The sequence below is a fragment of the Neisseria sp. genome (assembly GCF_030523955.1).
GTDB lineage: Bacteria > Pseudomonadota > Gammaproteobacteria > Burkholderiales > Neisseriaceae > Neisseria.
Genome location: NZ_JAUNHL010000052.1, coordinates 1 through 18813, shown reverse-complemented (window position 1 = coordinate 18813; position 18813 = coordinate 1). Strand labels below are relative to the sequence as shown.

Sequence of the window (18813 nt, the reverse complement as noted above, 5' to 3'; positions counted from 1 at the left end):
TTGCCGTACTACTTGTACTGTCTGCGGCTTGCTGCCTTGTCTCGTTCTTATTTTAGTCGACTATAGGTTTTTCGGTACAGGCATTTATACTTTAATTCCAATAGGTTTACGGCTACAGCCCTATCCGCTGGCGCAGCCGAACGGAGCGCGGTTTTTCGGGGAGAAAGGGCAAAGCTGTTTGAGCAGCGCAGCTGCGAGTTTTTTGCCCGCCCGAAAAACCGTGCGCAGAGAGGGCAGTTTGCGCAGCAAACCTGCAACCGCGGCCATGAAGCGCAATGTGCAAGGTGGCGTAATGTACACTACAAGGCGGCATAAGTTGTGTGTTCAGTAGCTCGTAGGTTGAGTCGTTGGACCCAACACTTGTAAAAACCTCTGAAAACGTTGGGCCTGGCGACCCAAGCTACGCAACTGCAATCTCCACTGCCGCCAGTTCCTGATCCAGCGCCAACATCTGTGCATGCAGCGCATGCTTGCCCATCACACCATTGGCCAGCTCGTGCTCGGTCTGGGTTTGGGCCAAGCGGGTGAGGGTGATATTGAAACCGCCATCGGCATAAACGCGTTGGAAATAGGTGCCCAGATAATCGGGTTTGACCGGGCGGATGCGGCCGCCATGCTGCATATCGGTGCAAACGGTGTAGCAGCTTTCGCCGCCTTGTTCCATCAACAACACACACGGCGCGTGAACATAGCGGCCCAAACGCACCAGCGTGGTACGGAAAGCAGGGTCGTGCAGGCGGTTAAGAACCACGAAAAATACATCCTGCCCGGCTTCCAGGCTCCACACCTCGTAGCGGCGGTGCTCCAAATAGGCTTTCAAGCGTTGGCGGTCTTGCAGCCAGCGGCTGCTTTGTCCCGGCAAAACCGCGATGGCCGCCACATCATGCTCACATGCCTGTTGCTGCAATTGTCGGAAAACAGATTGGGTAAACAGTGGATAGGTGGTGCTCATATTCGCCTCCTGTATTGTGTTCGGATATAGTCATTTAAAATAAGAACGATACGGCGTTGCTGCGCCTTGCCGTACTATTTGTACTGTCTGCGGCTTGCTGCCTTGTCTCGTTCTTATTTTATTCGACTATAAGCCGATGGATAAACCATCGGCTTATCTGTGATTGATGATGGATACCCATTTAAAAATGAAACCCACAGCCATCATAGGCTGCCTGAAAACACGACAGAGATTCTGCGACTTCACTACGCTGCACGCAGAATGACGGGTTACGGTCATCCTGTGCGCAGTCGCAGGATCTTGCTCAAGCGCATACGCGTGATAAGGCAATATCGGCTTGGTGTATTTGAATGGGTATTACAACTGCAAACAGGTATTACAACTGCGCCAGCGCCGCGCGCAAAGCGTCCACCGTACGGTCGATGTTTTGCAGCTTGTCCAAACCAAACAGACCAATGCGGAAGCTTTGGAAATCGGCGCCTTCGCCCACCTGCAAAGGCACACCGGCGGCAATCTGCAGGCCCTGCGCGGCAAAGGCCTTGCCGTTTTGGATGTCGGCGCGGTCGGTATAGCTCACCACCACACCCGGCGCGGCAAAGTCCGCCGCCGCCACGCTGGCAAAACCGTGTTCGGCCAAGAGGGCGCGCACGCGGCGGCCCAATTCCCATTGCGCCTCTTTCAGGTTTTCAAAGCCCGCCGCCTCGGCTTCCTGCATGGCATCGCGCAAGCCGATAAGGGCATCGGTGGGCATGGTGGCGTGGTAGGCATGGCCGCCGTTTTCATAGGCTTCCATAATCGTCAGCCATTTGAGCAGGTCGCAGGCAAAGCTGTCGGAACGGGTGGCGCGCACGCGTTCCAGCGCCACGGCATTGAGCATCACCATGCCGCAGCAGGGCGAGGCGCTCCAGCCTTTTTGCGGCGCGCTGATCAGCACATCGATGCCCAAAGCGGCCATGTCCAGCCACACCGCGCCGGAGGCGATGCAGTCTATGACCAGCAAAGCGCCCACGGCATGGGCAGCATCGGCCAGGCGGCGGATATAGTCTTCGGGCAATATCATGCCGGAGGCGGTTTCCACATGCGGCGCAAACACCAGTGCCGGTTTGTGTGCGGCAATGGCGGCCTCCACCTCGGCAATCGGCGCCGGGGCGAAAGGCTGCTGCGGGCCGGGAGTCGGCTGTGCGGCCTGCATCACCACAATGTCTTTGCTCAGGCGGCCGGTTTCCAAAATCTGCGACCAGCGGAAACTGAAAAAGCCGTTGCGCACCACCAGGCAGCGCTGTCCCTGCACCAGCTGGCGCGCCACGGCTTCCATGGCATAGGTGCCGCTGCCGGGTACAATCACCGCCGCCTCGGCGTGGTACACGCGCTTGAGCAGGGCGCTCAAATCGCGCATGGCCGTTTGGAAACGGGCCGACATATGGTTCAGCGCGCGGTCGGTATAAACCACGGAATATTCCAGCAAACCGTCGGGGTCGATATGGGCATGCAATCCGCTCATCAGAATCTCCTTGTGTTCTTAAGGTGGGAACGGGCGCGATTTTAGCAGAATGCGCAGCAGACGGAATATGCGTGGGAGCGCTACAATACGTCTGGCGGCAGATATGAAACATAGCGCCGCAACGGCCCGATGGCGGCCGGGGATACAGGAGCAGAACGTGGCCAAAAAATTTCCCATCCACCCCAAAAATCCGGAACGTATTTGCTGGGGATGCGACAAATACTGTCGTGCAGACGATTTGCAATGCGGCAACGGTTGCGAGCGCATCCAGCATCCGTGCGAGTTGGCCGGAGACGAATGGTTCCGGCAAGGCGACTGGAGCAATTTGTTGAGCGAGGCGCAGTTGCTGGAACTGGGATTGAAAACAACGGCCAAACCGGCCAAACCGCATATCCGCCTGGGCTTGAAACGCAAGGCGGATTAGGGAGTATGCGTTATGGGCAAAACAAAAGGCTGCCTGAATATTTTCAGGCAGCCTTTGCTCTTGTGTCTGGTGGAGGCGGGGGGAATCGAACCCCCGTCCGAAAGTCCTCTACAAAGCGTTCTACATACTTAGTCGTGTCTACTTAAAATCTTATTCCCCTTGCGCCGGCAGACAGGCTCGCGGGAAACCAGTTACCTTAAATCTTATTCCGTACCAAGTAACCCGGCACGAAACCAGCCAATGTAATTGACGTTGCCGTAGGTGTTACCCTACACAGCCCATCGGCCAACTGTTGCAACGGCAGGCCTTAAGCGGCCAGTGCGTAAGTTTCGTCGTTTGCGACTATTTAGATTCAGTGTTTTACGGGAATCTGAGACCCCGGTATGCCCGCATCTGCTTCGCAACCCCCGTCGAAACCAAGGTCGCCCCCAGATAGCAAGAGCTGATTATACGCCAAAGGGCGTTAAATTGCCAGTTTGCCGTTTGCGGGTATAATGCCTGTCTGAAAACAAAACAATCAAGAGGGATGGTTTATGTACGACGTTAATACGCATGATGTGCGCCGTTTTTTCGCCGATGTCTGGCAAAAGCGTTTGGCACCTTTGCAGCTGGATGCTTTGCAGCAGAAGGCTTTGCGCATTATCGAGGCACATCCTGAGTATGGGCGTTATCTGGAAAATATCGAAGATTATCTGGATAAAAACTGGACGCCGGAAGAGGGCGAGAGTAATCCGTTTTTGCATATGTCGCTGCATCTTTCGATACAGGAACAGGTAGCTATCGACCAGCCGCCGGGCATCCGCGCCATTCACGAGCAGTTGTGCGCCCGTTATAACGGTGATTGGGTGAAAGCGGAACACGATATGATGGAGGCGTTAGCGGAAACCATTTGGGAAGCGCAGCGTTTTGGCCGCGGCTTGGATGTGAACGCTTATATGACGCGCTTGCGCAAGCTGGTAGGCTTGGGGCAGGAGGATGATGCCCGCATCAATCCGCATGAGGTTGGTTTGTCGGATAAAATCAGCGGCCGCTAATTGTTTTGTTGCAAGGCGGCTGCTATACGGAAAAATTTATTTTTGCCACAAGGCAAAAGTGGCATCAGAACAATAGTTTGGTTGTTGGATTGTGATTAATGCCTGTCTGAAAAAATATAGATCGATTTAATCGGTATGACTTTTTCAGACAGGCATTTGTTTATTCCGCTTCGTTAATCCAAGCTTGTTGCACGGCCTCGAGGATTTTCTCGCCGCTGCGGGCGGGGTCATCGTCGAAATCGGGCAGAGCGAGAATGAGTTCGCGCAATTGGGTGAAACGGATGGTTTTCGGGTCGATATCGGGGTGGTTGTCGTACAACTCTTCGGCGATACGTTGGGTGTCTGTCCATTTCATGATGTGTTCCTTGGTTGGTCGGATTTAGTGATGCTCACGTGCATGGTTGATGGTGTATTTGGGAATTTCCACCACCAAATCTTCATCGGCCACAATGGCCTGGCAGCTTAAGCGTGAGTCGGCTTCCAAGCCCCAAGCTTGGTCGAGCAGGTCTTCTTCAATTTCGCTGGGCTCCTCCAAGCTGTCGAAGCCTTTGCGTACAATTACGTGGCAAGTGGTGCAGGCGCAGGATTTTTCGCAGGCGTGTTCGACGTCGATATCATGATCCAATAAGACATCTAAAATGCTCTCGCCTACGGGAGCGTTTTCAATAACGGTGCCTTCGGGGCATAGAACGGCATGGGGGAGGATGGTAATTTTCGGCATGTGTGTTCCTGTTTCGTATCCGTATTTTTGTTTAAATCTCTTCAATTTTCTGGCCGGTAAGCGCACGCTGAATATTGCGGTTCATCCGTTTGCCGGCAAAATCATCGGTAGCAGTGCCCAAGGTGGCTACGGCTTGGCGGATTTCATCTGCAGCCATGCCTGTCTGAACGGTTTGTTCGACGGCAAAAATGGCGGCCTGAATGTTTTGTAATTCGCTTTCGGTTAATAAATCGCTGTCTAATTCCAGTGCGGTTTTAACCGCGGCTATCAAGCCCTCGGCCTCTACGGTTGCTTCGGCGCGTGCGCGTGCGGCCATGTCGTCCGAGGCGTTGGACATGCTTTCTTTCAGCATACGGGTAATGGTGTCGTCGTCCAAACCGTAAGAGGGTTTGACTTCAATCTGAGCCTGCACGCCGGTAGACTGTTCGCGTGCCGACACCGATAACAATCCGTCGGCATCCACTTGGAAGGTAACCAGGATGCGTGCAGCACCGGCCACCATCGGCGGAATGCCGCGTAAGGTGAATTTTGCAAGGCTGCGGCAATCCGCCACCAATTCGCGCTCGCCTTGTACCACATGGATGGTCATGGCGGTTTGGCCATCTTTAAAGGTGGTGAATTCCTGCGCGCGGGCAGTGGGCAGTGTGCTGTTGCGGGGGATGATTTTTTCCACCAATCCTCCATAGGTTTCAAGGCCTAGCGACAAAGGGGTCACATCCAGTAGTAACCATTCGTCATCATTTTTATTGCCGGCCAGCACATTGGCCTGCATGGCGGCGCCTAAAGCGACGACTTGATCGGGATTGAGGTTATTGAGTGGCGTTTGGCCGAAGAAGGTGGCGACTGCCTGCTGTACTTGCGGCATACGGGTGGCACCGCCCACCATAATCACGCCTTTAATATCGGCTTTGCCTACGCCCGCGTCTTTCAGCGCCTGCTTCACCGGCTCGATGGTTTTGGCGACCAAATGTTGGGTAAGGTTTTGGAATTCTTGGCGGGTAACGGTATAGCTGATTTCTCGGCCGTCGGACAGCGTAGTTTGGATGGTGCTGCTGTTGTCGGTGGTTAACGATTCTTTGGCGGCGCGGGCGAGGCTGAGCAACAATTGGCTGTCTTGCTCGTTGAGCTGAGAGAGCTGGTTTTGTTCGAGCAAGTGGCAGAACAGGCGGTGGTCGAAATCGTCGCCGCCCAAGGCGCTGTTGCCGCCGGTGGCTTTTACTTCAAACAGGCCTTTGGATAATTGCAGTACGGATACGTCGAAGGTGCCGCCGCCGAGGTCGTACACCACAAACGTGCCTTCGGATGCGTTGTCCAAACCGTAGGCGATGGCGGCGGCGGTCGGCTCGTTGAGCAGGCGCAATACGTTCAAACCGGCCAACCGGGCGGCATCTTTGGTGGCTTGACGCTGGGCGTCGTCGAAATAGGCAGGTACGGTAATCACTGCGCCGACAAGATCGCCGCCGAGCGCATGTTCAGCACGTTCTTTGAGGGTGCGCAGGATTTCGGCGGAAACCTCAATCGGCGTTTTTGCGCCTTGGCGGGTTTGTAATTCGATGATGCGCCCGTTGTCTCCAAAGCGATAAGGCAACTGGGCGGCCGGAATGTCCTCCAGTTTTCGACCGATTAGACGTTTGGCCGAGCTGATGGTGTTGAGAGGATCGATTTTCTGAGCACGCAAAGCGTCGTAACCGGTTTCGATGCGGCCTTTTTCACAATAACGCACCACAGAAGGCAGCAATACCCGTTCTTGTTGGTCGGCAATGCACACGGCACTGCCGCTTTTTACCGTAGCAATCAGGCTGTTGGTCGTGCCCAAATCGATGCCGACGGCTAAACGGTGTTGGTGGGGAGCGGCTGATAAGCCGGGTTCGGCGATTTGCAAAAGTGCCATAGTGGGTGTTGCCTTAGAGGTTAATTTTTATCGTCCGCATTTTAGCAGAGGGCGATTGTTGAGTAAATTAGTAGGATTTAAATAGGATGGTTTGAACTAAAAGAAGAGAGGGGAAGAAATAGACGGTGAGCCTGGCATCATCAATTGCTTATCTTAGGTTTGTTGACGCAACGCAACGGCGGTGTTGGGTATTTTGGGTGAATAGACCTTACTATATTTAAAATAAAAATAGTCTAATTAATAGGTTTTATCTATAGTGTCTTTGAATTTATGAATAAGCTGAATATTGAAGCTTGAGTGTCATTCGGGCGGCCAAAATAGCAAGTTTTAGAATGGGGGAAACATTAAATAGAAAGATTGCAAGATGTTTAATAAAATAAGATACTATAAATTAGAAAATTAATAAGAAGGGGAAAAACGTGAAACTGTTGATAATAAGTATCTGCTGGCTTCCGATGGTTTGCTTGGCTGCTCCATCCATTATGCTAGCGAAAGAATATCGTCAGCAAAACATAAAAGGCTGGCTAATGAGCGAAAAGCTTGACGGTGTGCGTGCTTATTGGGATGGCAAACAATTAATCAGCCGACAAGGCTATCCGTTTACGCCGCCCGCTGATTTTACCCATAATTTCCCGCCTTATCCTTTGGATGGCGAGTTATACAGCAAACGCGGTGATTTTGAATATATCTCAGCTACTGTACGTAAAAGTAATGGTGACTGGGCAGGTATTAAACTGCATGTATTTGACGTTCCTAAAGCAGCCGGTCGTTTGGATGAACGCTTGGCGGTTATAGAGCAACGCATTGCGCTGTTTCCTGCCAATATAGTAGTGATTCCGCAAATTCCCATCAAAGAAACCTCCGAAGCAGAAGCCTATCTGAATAAAATTGTGGGTGAAGGCGGGGAGGGAGTTATCTTGCGCAATCCCGAGCCCCCCTATGCCGGTGGCCGCAGTAGCGATTATCTAAAATTAAAGCCGCAGCAAGATGCCGAATGTACGGTGACAAAGCATCATGAGGGTAAAGGTAAATATGCCGGAAAGTTGGGAGCGATAAGTTGCCGCAATGAAAATGGCGATTTTAAAATCGGCAGTGGTTTTAAAGATGCAGACAGGAATAATCCGCCACCTATCGGTAGCATTATTACTTATCGGCATCGCGGTTTTACTGAAAAAGGTCTGCCGAGGTTTGCTACTTATCTAAGAATACGTAGTGATCGCTGAAATATATAGCGGATTTAATTAATTTTCGATACAAGGCAGCAAGCCACAGACAGTACAAATAGTACGGCAAGGTGCAGCAACGCCGTAGCGAAAGTTAAGTTAATCCGCTATAAAATAGAGCTATGGCCTTGCCTGAATCGGTAAACTATCATATAATTTTTCGTTCAAGGAAAGGTGGATGAGTGGTTGAAGTCGCACGCCTGGAAAGCGTGTATACGTTAATAGCGTATCGAGGGTTCGAATCCCTTCCTTTCCGCCAGATTTAATTGTAAAAAATTGATATTTATAATTAATTTCTAGGTTGTAAATATTGTATGTACCAGAAAAAAGCCAGTGATTGATTACTGGCTTTTTTTGTGGCCGCTTCGCAAGTTAGAGCAATATACTAATTTTAGAGGCCTTTGCAAAACCACTTTTCAAAACCAATAGCGGAAACGATAAAGTACCGTTTCGGCTGCTTCGGTGTAGGAAAAGATTGGATTGTTTACGCATAATAATAGTGTTCTTCTATCTACAAGCTTTTTATCCCAAGGGCTTAGGAAGCAAAATCACCAAATATAGTGATAAGCTTCTGAAATAAAATTAAAAAATAAGTATCAAAAGTGCAGTAAAATTACCTAGCACAAATTTCGTCAGCTCCTGCGGCTTTTCTTTCACCTTAGATTTAACCACTTCCGATATTGCCAAGCTGGCAGGAATCAGTGCCAGAAGCCTCAACAGCCTGTACCTGAAGTGCGTCGGCGTTTGGCTGACGAATGCGAACAGCACACGCCTTTCTACGGCACTGCAGAGAGTACATCACGGCGGTAATGAGTTTACCCGAGGTATGCAACATATCCCACGGCATCGAATCCTTTGGAGCATACCAAAAGCATCGCTTGGTGCAATTTAACGGGGTGCCGAAGCATATGCTTTTACTTGCATTTATAAAGAAACACCGGTTTTCGCTTCAACCACCGACATGATGATCTGTATAAAGTGTGCCATTGAAAATATTGCGGGAAGATCCTTTAAAATAAATTTTGCTTCTGGGACTCCCAAATCATTGATTGGCTTTACTGCTCTTTACATGGTGTAATTGGTTTGATAAAAATAATTTATGCATGAAAATCGATACATACATGCTTGAATGTTGATAAATAAGAATTTATGTCGTTTTTTTGCGTCAATTAGAATGATATGGCGAGATGGATCCAAAGAAATAACAAATATTCTTGACGAAATTTGGTGGAATTATTAAGCTTCCGGCAACTTGATTGCAAAAAATTACTAAAATTAATTGATTGCTAACTAGTTTTGATATTTGGGGAATTTAAAAGAAAAATAAGTGGCTCATCATTAAAATGGTTGAAAGCCAATCAAATCAAGATATATTCTTGATTTTATTAAGTAATTGAACTGTTCGACCTCTACAAATTTTGGAGATACCTTCATGAATACTAAAAAAATGCTGCCTTTAATTATTACCACTTTGTTTACTGCCCCTGCAGTTTGGGCGGCTGATAACGCCGAAAGTCTTAATATCAATATGGATAAACAGACTGCCGGCAAGGCAGTGGCACAAGATTATGTTAACTCGGGAGCAGACACCGTCCGTACCGATGAGGCGCTGATTGAATATGGCCGCTTCAAAATGACCGGTGCGGCGCGTGTGCGTGTGGATGGCGGCGATACTGCGAGCTCTTACGCCGGTCAAGCCGATCAGCCTAGTGATACTGTCAGCCATTTTAATATTGAAGTTTTCCCGTCTTTGCGCGTATATAAAGATTGGCGTGTAACCTCGCAATTGGAATCGCAAATTAACTTGGAAGATTTCAGCCGCAATGGGGAGCGTGGTGTGAACATGACCAAATTGTGGGCAGGCGGTACGGTTTATGACAAAGTAAAGGCGCGAGTGGGTAAATTTGGTGCCTTCTCTTCTTACGGTCGCGTATTGGATAACGAAATTACCGGTGCTGAATTATTCTTTGATTACAAATATCCGACCAAAGTATCGGCAGGCCTTGTTACCAAGCATTTCAACGACAACCCTTGGGGGGTGGAAGCTCATAAATCCGGTATTTATGCGGTACAATCGGTGTTGCCGCTGGCTAACGATCGCGCCCATATTGGCGGTACTTACGTTTTTGTTAATAATGTGAACAACCAAGGTAACCGTGACCACGCAAGTTTCGGTGAAATTGGTTTTGATTTCAAACCGATTGACGACGTAACCGTGATGGCAGCCTATAGCCGTTCCAATTTGGATGTGAAAGACAGTGCGGGTGATGATGTTCAGAAGCACGGTGTTTTTGCAGAAGTGAAATATAAAAATGCTGATTGGAACGTGCGCAACTCTTATGACGTTTATGTGAATTACCGTAATGTGGGTGCGATGTCCGGTATTTCTTCGGTAAATGACTACAGCAAAAACGTGAAAGGCTTCCAAGTAGGTGCCGATTATGTTTTATTGAAAAACTTGAAACTGGGTGCTTTCTACTTAGCTGGAAAACAGGTTAACCCGACAGTGGGCACTGAGAAACAAGATGTCAATGTTTGGCGTGCCCAAGTGGAATATAAATTTTAATTCTGCTGGTTCGGTTGACAGAAGAATGCCTGTCTGAAGGTTTCAGACAGGCATTTTTTATGGCTGTCTGATGATTTAGTAGATTGCATAAGGCTATAGCAAAAGTGAAGTAGATCTACTATAGCGGATTTAATTAACTTCCGGTTATGGTCGCTTTTTATGCCAAAAATAAATTTCTAATGAAGATAGCTCTTAAAGAAAAAATGCCTGTCTGAAATATTTTAGCTTCGCTGAAACACTTAAGCTTGTTTTCAGGCAGGCATTTTTATAGTGAAACGGCTTGTTTAACAACAATTTCGTCATAACCGGGTTTGAATGAAAAGTTATTTGGGATAACCGATTGCATCTAACCCAGCCAGTTTTTCCATTGCCTTTTGATAATCTTCATCGCTTAAGCGGGTTTGGCGGATTTGATAGACGGTTTTCCCGTCTCGTTCCACAGGGAAAATTTGCCACAAACCTTGTTGGTGGTATTGTTGCAGAATCAGTTTCAATAATTCGTTGGTCGGGGTATGCGGATGCTGTTCGCCTATGGCGCGGCCGATGGCATTGTTGCGCAAATCCGTGCTTTCATCGGCATTGTAGAGTTTGTTGAATTCGGTTTGCTCCTCGCTGGGAGGCGTGTTATTTTTCTCATAAGCATCACCGGCTAACTTAGCCAGTTTGCTGCTGAATATTGAAGTAATGGAAGCCTGCCATAGGGTATGACGTATGGCATTGACTTGGGTGCCGCGGCCGTCGCGATTGACAGTGTCATCCAAACCCAAGGCTAAGGAAAAGCGTACCGCATTGCTGGTGAGGTTGTCGGCATCGTTTTTTTTCATGCCGATACGCCAAGCGGCAACCGGATGGTTGAGGGCAAAACGAATAATTTTCTCTTTGCGGCTGGCAGTGGGTGCGGCGGGTTGGCAAGCACTTAGTGATAATAAGGACAGCAGGCTAATCAGGGTAAGGCGTTTAACTAATGTCATTGTGGTTGTTTATATGAATAGAAAATGAATCAAATCAGGAATGCCTGTCTGAAAAAAACGTTAGGGCAGCGCTGCTTTGATTTCTTGGCGCAGTTTGTTGAGGAAGCGGCCTTGGCGTACGAGCTGCCCCGCTTCTTCCGATTGTTGGGAGGCAAAAGCACGGCCCAGATCGGCAAACAAGTTTTGTTGTTCGGCAGCAATTTCTTTATCTAATTTAAGTAAAGCGGCTTCGTTACCGTCGCTGCGGCCATCCTCCAGCGCTTCTCTCCATTCCATTTGCTGCATTAAAAATTCGGGGGCAAATCCGGTATGCTCGGGTGCATCGGCATCAATTCCCTGACTTTTTAATAGATAGGCGGCTCGGTCGATGGGAGAAATCAATGTGCGGTAAGCGTCGTTGAGTGTGGCGGCCATCATCACTGCCTGTTTTTGTTCGAAAGAAGATGCGGCGGCAAATTTATCCGGATGGAAGCGGGCGGCCAGCCGGCGGTAAGTTTGCTCAATGGTTTCGTTGTCGATATCGAAAGCGGGAGGAAGCTGGAAGAGTTCGAAATACTGCGTCATGATAAAATGTGTGTATAAAAATTACGGACAGTAGTGTATGGCGTAAGCGACAGATAGGCAAGAAGAAATTGGTTGGCTTTGCAACAATTTCCTTAATTTTAACGCGTAAAAACAGTTTGCCAGCCGCAGGTTTTTCACTAAAATTACAACTTTTGCCGTTTTCACTTATAAGATTCAGATTATGGGCTTCAAATTAACGCCGATTGATGTGGTCGACAGCATTAATCAGGAAGATTTCCGCAAATATTATCTTAAACCGCGCCGTCCGCTGGTGATTAAAAGCATGAGCAAAAACTGGCCGGCGTATGAAAAATGGTCGATGGATTATATGAAAACAGCCATCGGCGATATTACGGTACCGCTGTATGACAGCAGCAAAGCTGATCCTGCGGCGCCGATTAATGCGGCTACTACCGAAATGAAATTTGGCGATTATATCGACCTGATACAGCGCGAACCTACCGATTTGCGTATTTTCCTGTTTGATCCCATCAAACACGCGCCTTCATTGCTGAATGATTATGTGTTTCCCAAAGATTTGATGGGTGGTTTTCTCGATAAATACCCGACCATGTTTTTCGGCGGTATAGGATCGGAAACCTTCTTGCATTACGACATCGACATGGCGCATATCTTCCATACCCATTTCGGCCGTAAACACATTATTTTGTTTGATTACAAATGGAAAGAGCGGCTCTACCGCATTCCCTACGCCACTTACGCGCTGGAGGATTACAGCGTGGAAGCGCCCGATACCGAACGCTTCCCGGCATTGGAGGGGGTAGAAGGCGTGGAATGTTACCTCGAATACGGCGACACCTTGTTCATGCCTACCGGCTGGTGGCACTGGATGAAATATCTCGACGGATCCTTCTCTCTTTCCCTGCGCGCCTGGGACGAAAGTTGGGCGGTAAAAGCGCATAGTTTGTGGAATCTGACTGTACAACGTAAGTTTGACAACATGATGAAAGCACGATACCGCCAGCGCTACATGACATGGAAAGAAGGCTTGGCGGTGAAACGGGCGAATGAAGCGCTTGCTAAGGGGCTGCCGCGTTAAGCGTTAAGGTTGAAAAATGCAGACGATGAATCCTTATCCTTTGTTGGAAGCCGCTTTATTGGCTGATGATGCCGATGAAAAATGCCGGTTGGTAACGAAGTTGGCGGCTGAGGTTGCGGCTTCGGAGTCGTTTGAACGCAGCAACAGCCAAGCTTTGGATTTCCGCTTGGCAGGCCATCCGGCCAAACCGCAATTGGTAGCGCCTTCTGCTTTGGCGCAACGGAAAATCACTACTCCGCAAGGTTACGGTGCGCTCTTGCATTCTATTTGCCACATTGAGTTTAACGCCATCAATCTGGCGCTGGATGCGGCCTATCGTTTTCGCTGCTTGCCCGATGCTTTTATTGCTGATTGGATAACGGTGGCCAAGGAAGAAGCCGAACATTTCAGCCTGATGAGAAACCGCTTACGCCATTTCGGCTATGATTACGGCGATTTTGAAGCGCACGGCCATTTATGGGAAATGGCCTATAAAACGGCTTTTGATCCTTTATTAAGGATGGCGCTGGTACCGAGGGTGCTCGAAGCACGCGGATTGGACGTAACGCCCGGTATACGCGCCAAAGTAGCACAGCAGAACGATACGGCTACTTGTGAGGTTTTGGATATCATCTACCGCGATGAAGTCGGCCATGTGGAAATCGGTAACCGGTGGTACCATTATCTATGCCAAGTGCGCGGTTTGGAGCCGGTAAGCCTGTTTCGCAATTTGTTGGCGCGTTATGACTTGTTTGTGTTTCGCGGTTATGTGAATTTGGAAGCTCGCGAACGGGCAGGTTTTAGTCGTTTCGAGCTGTCGATGTTGGAAAATTTTGAAGAAAGCATGCGGTCAACGCAGCAGCGGCCAATAGCTGTTTGATGTTCTTAGATAATTGGATTTCCCAATATTTTATAGCGGATTCACTTAACTTTCTCTACGTCGTTACCACTTTAGCGGCAGACAAAATCGTTTTCTTCACGCTTTGGCGCAGCGGAGCCTTCGCGAAAGTTAAGTGAATCCGCTATAGTTCGAAGAAAAGCTGCACCTTGTATAGATAAGGTACAGCTTTATTTTTTCAGACAGGCATTGCGCCTGTATCCGAAAATCACTTTTTTATTGAGCAGCGGGAATGACTTCTTCTTTTATTTGAGAAGGTAACTGTGGTGCGGCTTTCTCGTTGCGGTGGCTGTTGATATAAGTCGGTACGCCCGGTTGCGGCTGCATACCGATTACCGAAATCACCACACGCCGATTGGGCATATTGCAAGCATCCAGCCCGGTTTTATCGCGCTTGAAGCGAAGGGCGCAATCGGAAACCACCAAATCTTGTGAGCCGCGGCCTTCAGTGCGGATAATATCGGCCGGAACACCGCTTCTTTGCAGCATGGCTGCTACCGATTGGGCGCGTTCGAGTGACAAGGCCTGATTATCGGAGTCATTACCGACGGGATCGGTATAACCGATAACGTTTACTTGACGGATATTGGGCAGGTCGTTGCTGATTTCGCCACCGGCGGTTTGCACTTGAGCCTGGCCTTTTACCGACAAATCGGATTTGCCGATAGCAAATAAACTTTGGGCATCCAAAGTATATTTTTTCAGCTCCTGAGCTTGCGGTGTAACGGGCGGCGCTGCTTGAGTTTTAGGCGTATTTTTAATGGCGACATATTCCCAGCCGTGCGGAACAGATTTATCGAATGTTTCAATTCGGGAATATTGGCAGCCGCCGAGTACGGCAAGGGCAGAGAGTGCAACAAGTGCTTTTTGTGGTTTGAAAATCATAAGGAACTCCTGTGCTGATGAAGTTGCGAGATAAAATGGCATAAGCAAACACAAATGTCCCCGTTTTGTAGATAGTCTATCGACACGTATTATCTTAAAATATTGTTAAATATTACCTGAAAAAAATTGTTAAGACTAGATAAGCGGTTCTTAAAATCATAGCGGACAACCGATATGCCTGTCTGAAAAACAGTCATATTTCACAAAATTGAAAGGAATTCCTTTGAAACCGAAAGCATTTTTGAAACTGGCAGCATCGGTATTGCGCCGCTTGGATGCCATATTGCCGCCCGAGCAGAAAGCGCCGGATTGGTCGGCGCTGGCCTACCGTTGGCAGAGCGTGGGCAAAAAAGGCATTCTGGAAAGCCTGCCGCGGCCACACACATTTCCGTTAAACCGCTTGGCGGCGGTTGGCGGGCAAACTGAGCGGTTGGTGCGCAATACCGAGCAGTTTTTAGCCGGCCGTCCGGCCAATAACGTATTGATGAGCGGCGCGCGCGGTACCGGCAAATCCTCGTTGGTTAAAGCTCTTTTGCATGATTATGCGGATCAGGGGCTTCGTTTGATCGAAGTGGATAAAAGCGATTTGGCGACCTTGCCGTTTTTATTGGGCGTGCTCAACGGGCGGCCGGAGAAATTTATTGTGTTTTGCGACGATTTATCGTTCGAGCAAGGCGAAGACGGTTACAAAGCGCTGAAAACCGCGCTGGACGGCGGTTTGTCGCAACGCAGCGATAACGTATTGGTTTATGCCACTTCCAACCGCCGCCATCTGATGCCGGAATATATGGACGAAAATCTTGCCGTTACCGGCGAGCGGGGCGAAGTGCATCCGAAAGAGGCAGTAGAGGAAAAAGTATCTTTATCCGACCGCTTCGGTTTATGGCTGAGTTTTTATCCTTTCGATCAAAACGACTATCTCAAAGCGGTGGAAAACTGGCTGGAAGATTTCGGTTTGCCGTTTGACGAAACCGCCCGCCAAGCGGCTTTGAACTGGTCGCTGATGCGCGGCAGCCGTTCCGGCCGCGTGGCTTGGCAGTTTGCCTGCGATTGGGCCGGCCGTTTGCCGGAAGATAGAACAGAAAATTAGTACGCGATAAAAATGCCTGTCTGAATATTTTTCAGACAGGCATTTTTATTGAAGGCGGGAAAAATAGCCAAAAGCCGCCGTTTCCAGCAGTCTTTGTGCTGTTGGCCGGATTAGAGGATACCGGTAGCAACCAAAATAATAATGGCAACGGCTGCTAGCAAAGGCAAACAGATAAAAAAGGCGATCGTCCCTATAAAGACCGTAACAAGACGAATGATTGTCGGACACATGGTAATCCCCGTTGGCTTGAAAAAATACCGAAAAATCTCGTGCTTAAATATTAGTATGAGAGACACGGACAAGGTAAGCGGCGTATTGGCAAAGTTGATCCAAAACGGTCGACCCTATCGGGGCAAGCACAAGTATTGATGACACGCGCTAAAGCAGTGGATAAATGCCTGTCTGAAAAATATTCAGACAGGCATTTGCTATAATCTGAATTTTCCGCTAATCCATCAACAGGCCGCCTTATGCAAGTTATCGAATATCCCGGATCCCCTTTCAAACTGCACCAGCCTTTCCCACCCGCCGGCGACCAGCCCACCGCCATCGCCGGCCTGCTCGAAGGGCTTTCAGACGGCCTTTCCTACCAAACCCTGCTGGGCGTAACCGGCTCGGGCAAAACTTATACGATGGCCAACGTGATTGCGCAGAGCGGCCGTCCCGCCATCATCATGGCGCACAACAAAACGCTGGCGGCGCAGCTTTATGCCGAGATGCGCGAGTTTTTCCCCGAAAACGCGGTGGAATATTTCGTGTCTTACTACGATTACTACCAGCCCGAAGCCTATGTGCCCAGCCGCGATCTGTTTATCGAAAAAGATTCGGCGATTAACGAACACATCGAGCAGATGCGCCTTTCCGCCACCAAAAACCTGATGACGCGCAACGACGTGATTATCGTCGCCACCGTTTCCGCCATTTACGGCATCGGCGACCCCACCGAATACCAACAAATGGTGCTGTCGGTAAAAGAAGGCGACACGCTCAGCCAGCGCGACATCATCTCCACCCTCGTTTCCATGCAATACGAGCGCGGCGAAATGGATTTCAAGCGCGGCTCGTTCCGCGTGCGCGGCGACGTGATCGACGTTTACCCCGCCGAAAGCTCCGACAACGCCCTGCGCATCAGCCTGTTCGATGACGAAATCGACCGCCTCGACCTCTTCGATCCGCTCACCGGCGGCAGCCTGCAACGCGTCGGCCGCTACACCGTGTTCCCCAGCAGCCACTACGTTACCCCGCGCGACACCGTATTGCGCGCCTGCGAATCGATTAAAGAAGAATTGCGCGAACGCATCGCTTTTTTCACCCAAGAAAACCGCCCCGTAGAAACCCAACGCATCGAGCAGCGCACCCGCTTCGATTTGGAAATGCTCTACGAAATGGGCTTCTGCAAAGGCATCGAAAACTACTCGCGCCACTTTTCCGGCAAAAAAGAAGGCGAACCGCCGCCCACCCTGATGGATTATCTGCCCGACAACGCCATTATGTTTATCGACGAAAGCCACGTTACCGTTACCCAAATCGGCGGTATGTACAAAGGGGACGCCAGCCGCAAACAAAATCTGGTCGACTACGGCTTCCGACTGCCTTCCGCACGCGACAACCGCCCGCTCAAATTCCACGAATTTGAAAAAATCATGCCGCAAACCATCTTCGTTTCCGCCACCCCCGCCAAATACGAAGAAGAACACGCCGGCCAAGTGGTCGAGCAAGTCGTCCGCCCCACCGGCCTCGTCGATCCGCAAATCATCATCCGCCCCGTCGCCACCCAAGTGGACGACTTATTAAGCGAAATCAACGAGCGCATCGGCAAAGGCGAGCGCGTGCTGGTAACCACGCTCACCAAACGCATGGCCGAACAGCTCACCGATTATTACAGCGAACTGGGCATCAAAGTGCGCTATCTGCACAGCGACATCGACACCGTCGAGCGTGTCGAAATCATCCGCGATTTGCGCCTCGGCCTGTTCGACGTACTCGTCGGCATCAACCTGCTGCGCGAAGGCTTGGATATCCCCGAAGTGTCGCTGGTAGCCATACTCGATGCCGACAAAGAAGGCTTTCTGCGCAGCCACCGCAGCCTGATCCAAACCATAGGCCGCGCCGCCCGCAACGTAAACGGCGTAGCGATTCTCTATGCCGACAAAATCACCGATTCGATGAAAGCCGCCATCGACGAAACCGAACGCCGCCGCGAAAAACAGATTAAATTCAATGAAGAGCACAGCATCGTGCCGCAGCAAATCAATAAAAAAGTGAAAGACATTATCGATGGCGTGTACCACGACGACGCAGGCAGCGGCAAAGGCCGTCTGAAAGGCAAGGGCAAAGTGAAAGTGGGCGAAATCCACACCGAAGAAGACGCGATTAAAGAAATCGCCCGCTTGGAAAAAGCCATGCAGGCCGCCGCCCGCGATTTGCAGTTTGAAGAAGCCGCGGTAATTCGTGATAAGATTCGGGGGATTAAGGAAGGGTTGTTGTTTGGGGCGGAGTGAATATAAGTGTACTTGTTTTTAATTTTTATATTTTAAAGGTATGAATTATGAGATTTATTAAAGAACATTGGGAAGGCATTATCTCAATATTTATAGCAATATTTGCATTGGTTTTTAGCTATCGTGCAAATGAATCAGCAAAATTGCAAGCAGAATCAGCAAAATTAGAGCACTATCCATATTTGGCCATTGTTTCGCATAGCAATAATGGGAATAAGCAGCATGGTATTTATATACATAACTATTCTTCCGGCTTAGCAATTGTGGATTCAATCAAGATAAACGGAGAACTGAATCCAAAGTTAACAACTGAAAAATGGCGGCAAATTTTAAAAAATAGTAAGTTTGAAGATGAAGAAATTATGTGTTTCTCGTTTAGTATGCCTCATAAAGAAGTTGGTGTTTCAGGGAATAATACTATTCCACTCATTTTTGTCAGTTCGGAACAGGAAAAAAATATAGAAAATTCTGGTGGGATTCATTTATGCAATAGCGAAAAAGTATAGTCAATTAAAATAAGAACTCCGTAGCAATGCAGTCATAAAATCTCCCA

The 18813-nt window shown here is 49.2% G+C and carries 17 protein-coding genes, 1 tRNA gene, 1 other RNA gene and 1 pseudogene; 11 read left to right on the top strand and 9 right to left on the bottom strand.

Features of this window, described 5'->3' with window-relative positions:
* Nucleotides 1–400: 400 nt before the first annotated feature.
* Both Q4C79_RS10475 and Q4C79_RS10470 read right to left on the bottom strand, forming a co-directional pair.
* Nucleotides 401–952, bottom strand: coding sequence for a hypothetical protein (locus Q4C79_RS10475; RefSeq protein ID WP_303090962.1), 552 nt, complete (start codon nucleotides 950–952; stop codon nucleotides 401–403).
* A gap of 376 nt (nucleotides 953–1328) precedes the next feature.
* Entirely contained in the window at nucleotides 1329–2453 is a 1125-nt protein-coding gene (locus Q4C79_RS10470) for an aminotransferase class V-fold PLP-dependent enzyme (RefSeq protein WP_303090961.1), read from the bottom strand.
* Nucleotides 2454–2610: 157 nt separating this feature from the next.
* Here Q4C79_RS10470 and Q4C79_RS10465 point away from each other — a divergent pair, with 157 nt between their 5' ends.
* Nucleotides 2611–2877 (top strand): DUF3079 domain-containing protein, encoded by a 267-nt coding sequence (locus Q4C79_RS10465; RefSeq protein ID WP_303090960.1) that lies wholly within the window; start codon nucleotides 2611–2613, stop codon nucleotides 2875–2877.
* A gap of 67 nt (nucleotides 2878–2944) precedes the next feature.
* Here Q4C79_RS10465 and ssrA read toward each other — a convergent pair.
* Nucleotides 2945–3307, bottom strand: a transfer-messenger RNA (tmRNA) gene (gene ssrA, locus Q4C79_RS10460).
* Nucleotides 3308–3410: 103 nt separating this feature from the next.
* Between ssrA and Q4C79_RS10455 the strand changes: the two genes are divergently transcribed.
* Nucleotides 3411–3911, top strand: coding sequence for a DUF1841 family protein (locus tag Q4C79_RS10455; RefSeq protein ID WP_303090959.1), 501 nt, complete (start codon nucleotides 3411–3413; stop codon nucleotides 3909–3911).
* Between the two features lie 160 nt (nucleotides 3912–4071).
* On the opposite strand, the gene iscX is transcribed toward Q4C79_RS10455, so the two are convergent.
* From iscX to hscA, 3 genes are read right to left on the bottom strand one after another with little or no spacing between them, the layout of a single operon-like run.
* Complete coding sequence (gene iscX, locus Q4C79_RS10450) at nucleotides 4072–4266, bottom strand: Fe-S cluster assembly protein IscX (RefSeq protein WP_303090958.1); 195 nt, start codon at nucleotides 4264–4266, stop codon at nucleotides 4072–4074.
* 24 nt (nucleotides 4267–4290) lie between these two features.
* A complete protein-coding gene (gene fdx / locus Q4C79_RS10445; protein WP_303090957.1) occupies nucleotides 4291–4632 on the bottom strand; it encodes an ISC system 2Fe-2S type ferredoxin in 342 nt (113 codons plus the stop codon).
* Between the two features lie 31 nt (nucleotides 4633–4663).
* The gene (hscA, locus tag Q4C79_RS10440; protein WP_303090956.1) at nucleotides 4664–6523 is read right to left on the bottom strand and encodes a Fe-S protein assembly chaperone HscA; all 1860 of its coding nucleotides are present in this window, start codon (nucleotides 6521–6523) and stop codon (nucleotides 4664–4666) included.
* Nucleotides 6524–6954: 431 nt separating this feature from the next.
* Here hscA and Q4C79_RS10435 point away from each other — a divergent pair, with 431 nt between their 5' ends.
* The 4 genes and pseudogenes from Q4C79_RS10435 to Q4C79_RS10420 all read left to right on the top strand — a co-directional run bounded on the left by Q4C79_RS10435 (nucleotide 6955) and on the right by Q4C79_RS10420 (nucleotide 10312).
* Complete coding sequence (locus Q4C79_RS10435; RefSeq protein ID WP_303090964.1) at nucleotides 6955–7746, top strand: DNA ligase; 792 nt, start codon at nucleotides 6955–6957, stop codon at nucleotides 7744–7746.
* Between the two features lie 168 nt (nucleotides 7747–7914).
* Nucleotides 7915–8005 (top strand) — tRNA-Ser (locus tag Q4C79_RS10430).
* A 317-nt stretch (nucleotides 8006–8322) separates the two neighbouring features.
* Nucleotides 8323–8765, top strand: a pseudogene (locus Q4C79_RS10425) (hypothetical protein).
* Between the two features lie 413 nt (nucleotides 8766–9178).
* Nucleotides 9179–10312: a hypothetical protein gene (locus Q4C79_RS10420; protein WP_303090955.1), complete on the top strand. Its 1134-nt coding sequence runs from the start codon at nucleotides 9179–9181 to the stop codon at nucleotides 10310–10312.
* 323 nt (nucleotides 10313–10635) lie between these two features.
* Here Q4C79_RS10420 and Q4C79_RS10415 read toward each other — a convergent pair whose 3' ends face one another.
* Nucleotides 10636–11283, bottom strand: a complete 648-nt coding sequence (locus tag Q4C79_RS10415) for a hypothetical protein (RefSeq protein ID WP_303090954.1) — start codon at nucleotides 11281–11283, stop codon at nucleotides 10636–10638.
* A 60-nt stretch (nucleotides 11284–11343) separates the two neighbouring features.
* Complete coding sequence (gene hscB, locus Q4C79_RS10410) at nucleotides 11344–11847, bottom strand: Fe-S protein assembly co-chaperone HscB (RefSeq protein WP_303090953.1); 504 nt, start codon at nucleotides 11845–11847, stop codon at nucleotides 11344–11346.
* 181 nt (nucleotides 11848–12028) lie between these two features.
* Between hscB and Q4C79_RS10405 the strand changes: the two genes are divergently transcribed.
* Nucleotides 12029–12907, top strand: coding sequence for a cupin-like domain-containing protein (locus Q4C79_RS10405; protein ID WP_303090952.1), 879 nt, complete (start codon nucleotides 12029–12031; stop codon nucleotides 12905–12907).
* 25 nt (nucleotides 12908–12932) lie between these two features.
* Complete coding sequence (locus Q4C79_RS10400; protein ID WP_303090963.1) at nucleotides 12933–13766, top strand: ferritin-like domain-containing protein; 834 nt, start codon at nucleotides 12933–12935, stop codon at nucleotides 13764–13766.
* 234 nt (nucleotides 13767–14000) lie between these two features.
* Here Q4C79_RS10400 and Q4C79_RS10395 read toward each other — a convergent pair whose 3' ends face one another.
* Complete coding sequence (locus Q4C79_RS10395; RefSeq protein ID WP_303090951.1) at nucleotides 14001–14669, bottom strand: OmpA family protein; 669 nt, start codon at nucleotides 14667–14669, stop codon at nucleotides 14001–14003.
* Between the two features lie 223 nt (nucleotides 14670–14892).
* On the opposite strand from Q4C79_RS10395, the gene Q4C79_RS10390 reads away from it, so the two are divergent.
* From Q4C79_RS10390 to Q4C79_RS10380, 3 genes are all read left to right on the top strand, one after another.
* Nucleotides 14893–15759, top strand: coding sequence for an ATP-binding protein (locus Q4C79_RS10390; RefSeq protein ID WP_303090950.1), 867 nt, complete (start codon nucleotides 14893–14895; stop codon nucleotides 15757–15759).
* Between the two features lie 470 nt (nucleotides 15760–16229).
* Nucleotides 16230–18260, top strand: a complete 2031-nt coding sequence (gene uvrB, locus Q4C79_RS10385; RefSeq protein WP_303090949.1) for an excinuclease ABC subunit UvrB — start codon at nucleotides 16230–16232, stop codon at nucleotides 18258–18260.
* Nucleotides 18261–18307: 47 nt separating this feature from the next.
* Nucleotides 18308–18766, top strand: a complete 459-nt coding sequence (locus tag Q4C79_RS10380) for a hypothetical protein (protein ID WP_303090948.1) — start codon at nucleotides 18308–18310, stop codon at nucleotides 18764–18766.
* The last annotated feature ends 47 nt before the right edge of the window (nucleotides 18767–18813 follow it).

What these genes read in the sequence shown, in the direction of transcription:
- Q4C79_RS10475 (WP_303090962.1), bottom strand. Translation starts at nt 952, where the DNA reads ATGAGCACCACCTATCCACTGTTTACCCAATCTGTTTTCCGACAATTG.
- Q4C79_RS10470 (WP_303090961.1), bottom strand. Translation starts at nt 2,453, where the DNA reads ATGAGCGGATTGCATGCCCATATCGACCCCGACGGTTTGCTGGAATAT.
- Q4C79_RS10455 (WP_303090959.1), top strand. Translation starts at nt 3,411, where the DNA reads ATGTACGACGTTAATACGCATGATGTGCGCCGTTTTTTCGCCGATGTC.
- iscX (WP_303090958.1), bottom strand. Translation starts at nt 4,266, where the DNA reads ATGAAATGGACAGACACCCAACGTATCGCCGAAGAGTTGTACGACAAC.
- fdx (WP_303090957.1), bottom strand. Translation starts at nt 4,632, where the DNA reads ATGCCGAAAATTACCATCCTCCCCCATGCCGTTCTATGCCCCGAAGGC.
- hscA (WP_303090956.1), bottom strand. Translation starts at nt 6,523, where the DNA reads ATGGCACTTTTGCAAATCGCCGAACCCGGCTTATCAGCCGCTCCCCAC.
- Q4C79_RS10420 (WP_303090955.1), top strand. Translation starts at nt 9,179, where the DNA reads ATGAATACTAAAAAAATGCTGCCTTTAATTATTACCACTTTGTTTACT.
- Q4C79_RS10415 (WP_303090954.1), bottom strand. Translation starts at nt 11,283, where the DNA reads ATGACATTAGTTAAACGCCTTACCCTGATTAGCCTGCTGTCCTTATTA.
- hscB (WP_303090953.1), bottom strand. Translation starts at nt 11,847, where the DNA reads ATGACGCAGTATTTCGAACTCTTCCAGCTTCCTCCCGCTTTCGATATC.
- Q4C79_RS10405 (WP_303090952.1), top strand. Translation starts at nt 12,029, where the DNA reads ATGGGCTTCAAATTAACGCCGATTGATGTGGTCGACAGCATTAATCAG.
- Q4C79_RS10400 (WP_303090963.1), top strand. Translation starts at nt 12,933, where the DNA reads ATGAATCCTTATCCTTTGTTGGAAGCCGCTTTATTGGCTGATGATGCC.
- Q4C79_RS10395 (WP_303090951.1), bottom strand. Translation starts at nt 14,669, where the DNA reads ATGATTTTCAAACCACAAAAAGCACTTGTTGCACTCTCTGCCCTTGCC.
- uvrB (WP_303090949.1), top strand. Translation starts at nt 16,230, where the DNA reads ATGCAAGTTATCGAATATCCCGGATCCCCTTTCAAACTGCACCAGCCT.
- Q4C79_RS10380 (WP_303090948.1), top strand. Translation starts at nt 18,308, where the DNA reads ATGAGATTTATTAAAGAACATTGGGAAGGCATTATCTCAATATTTATA.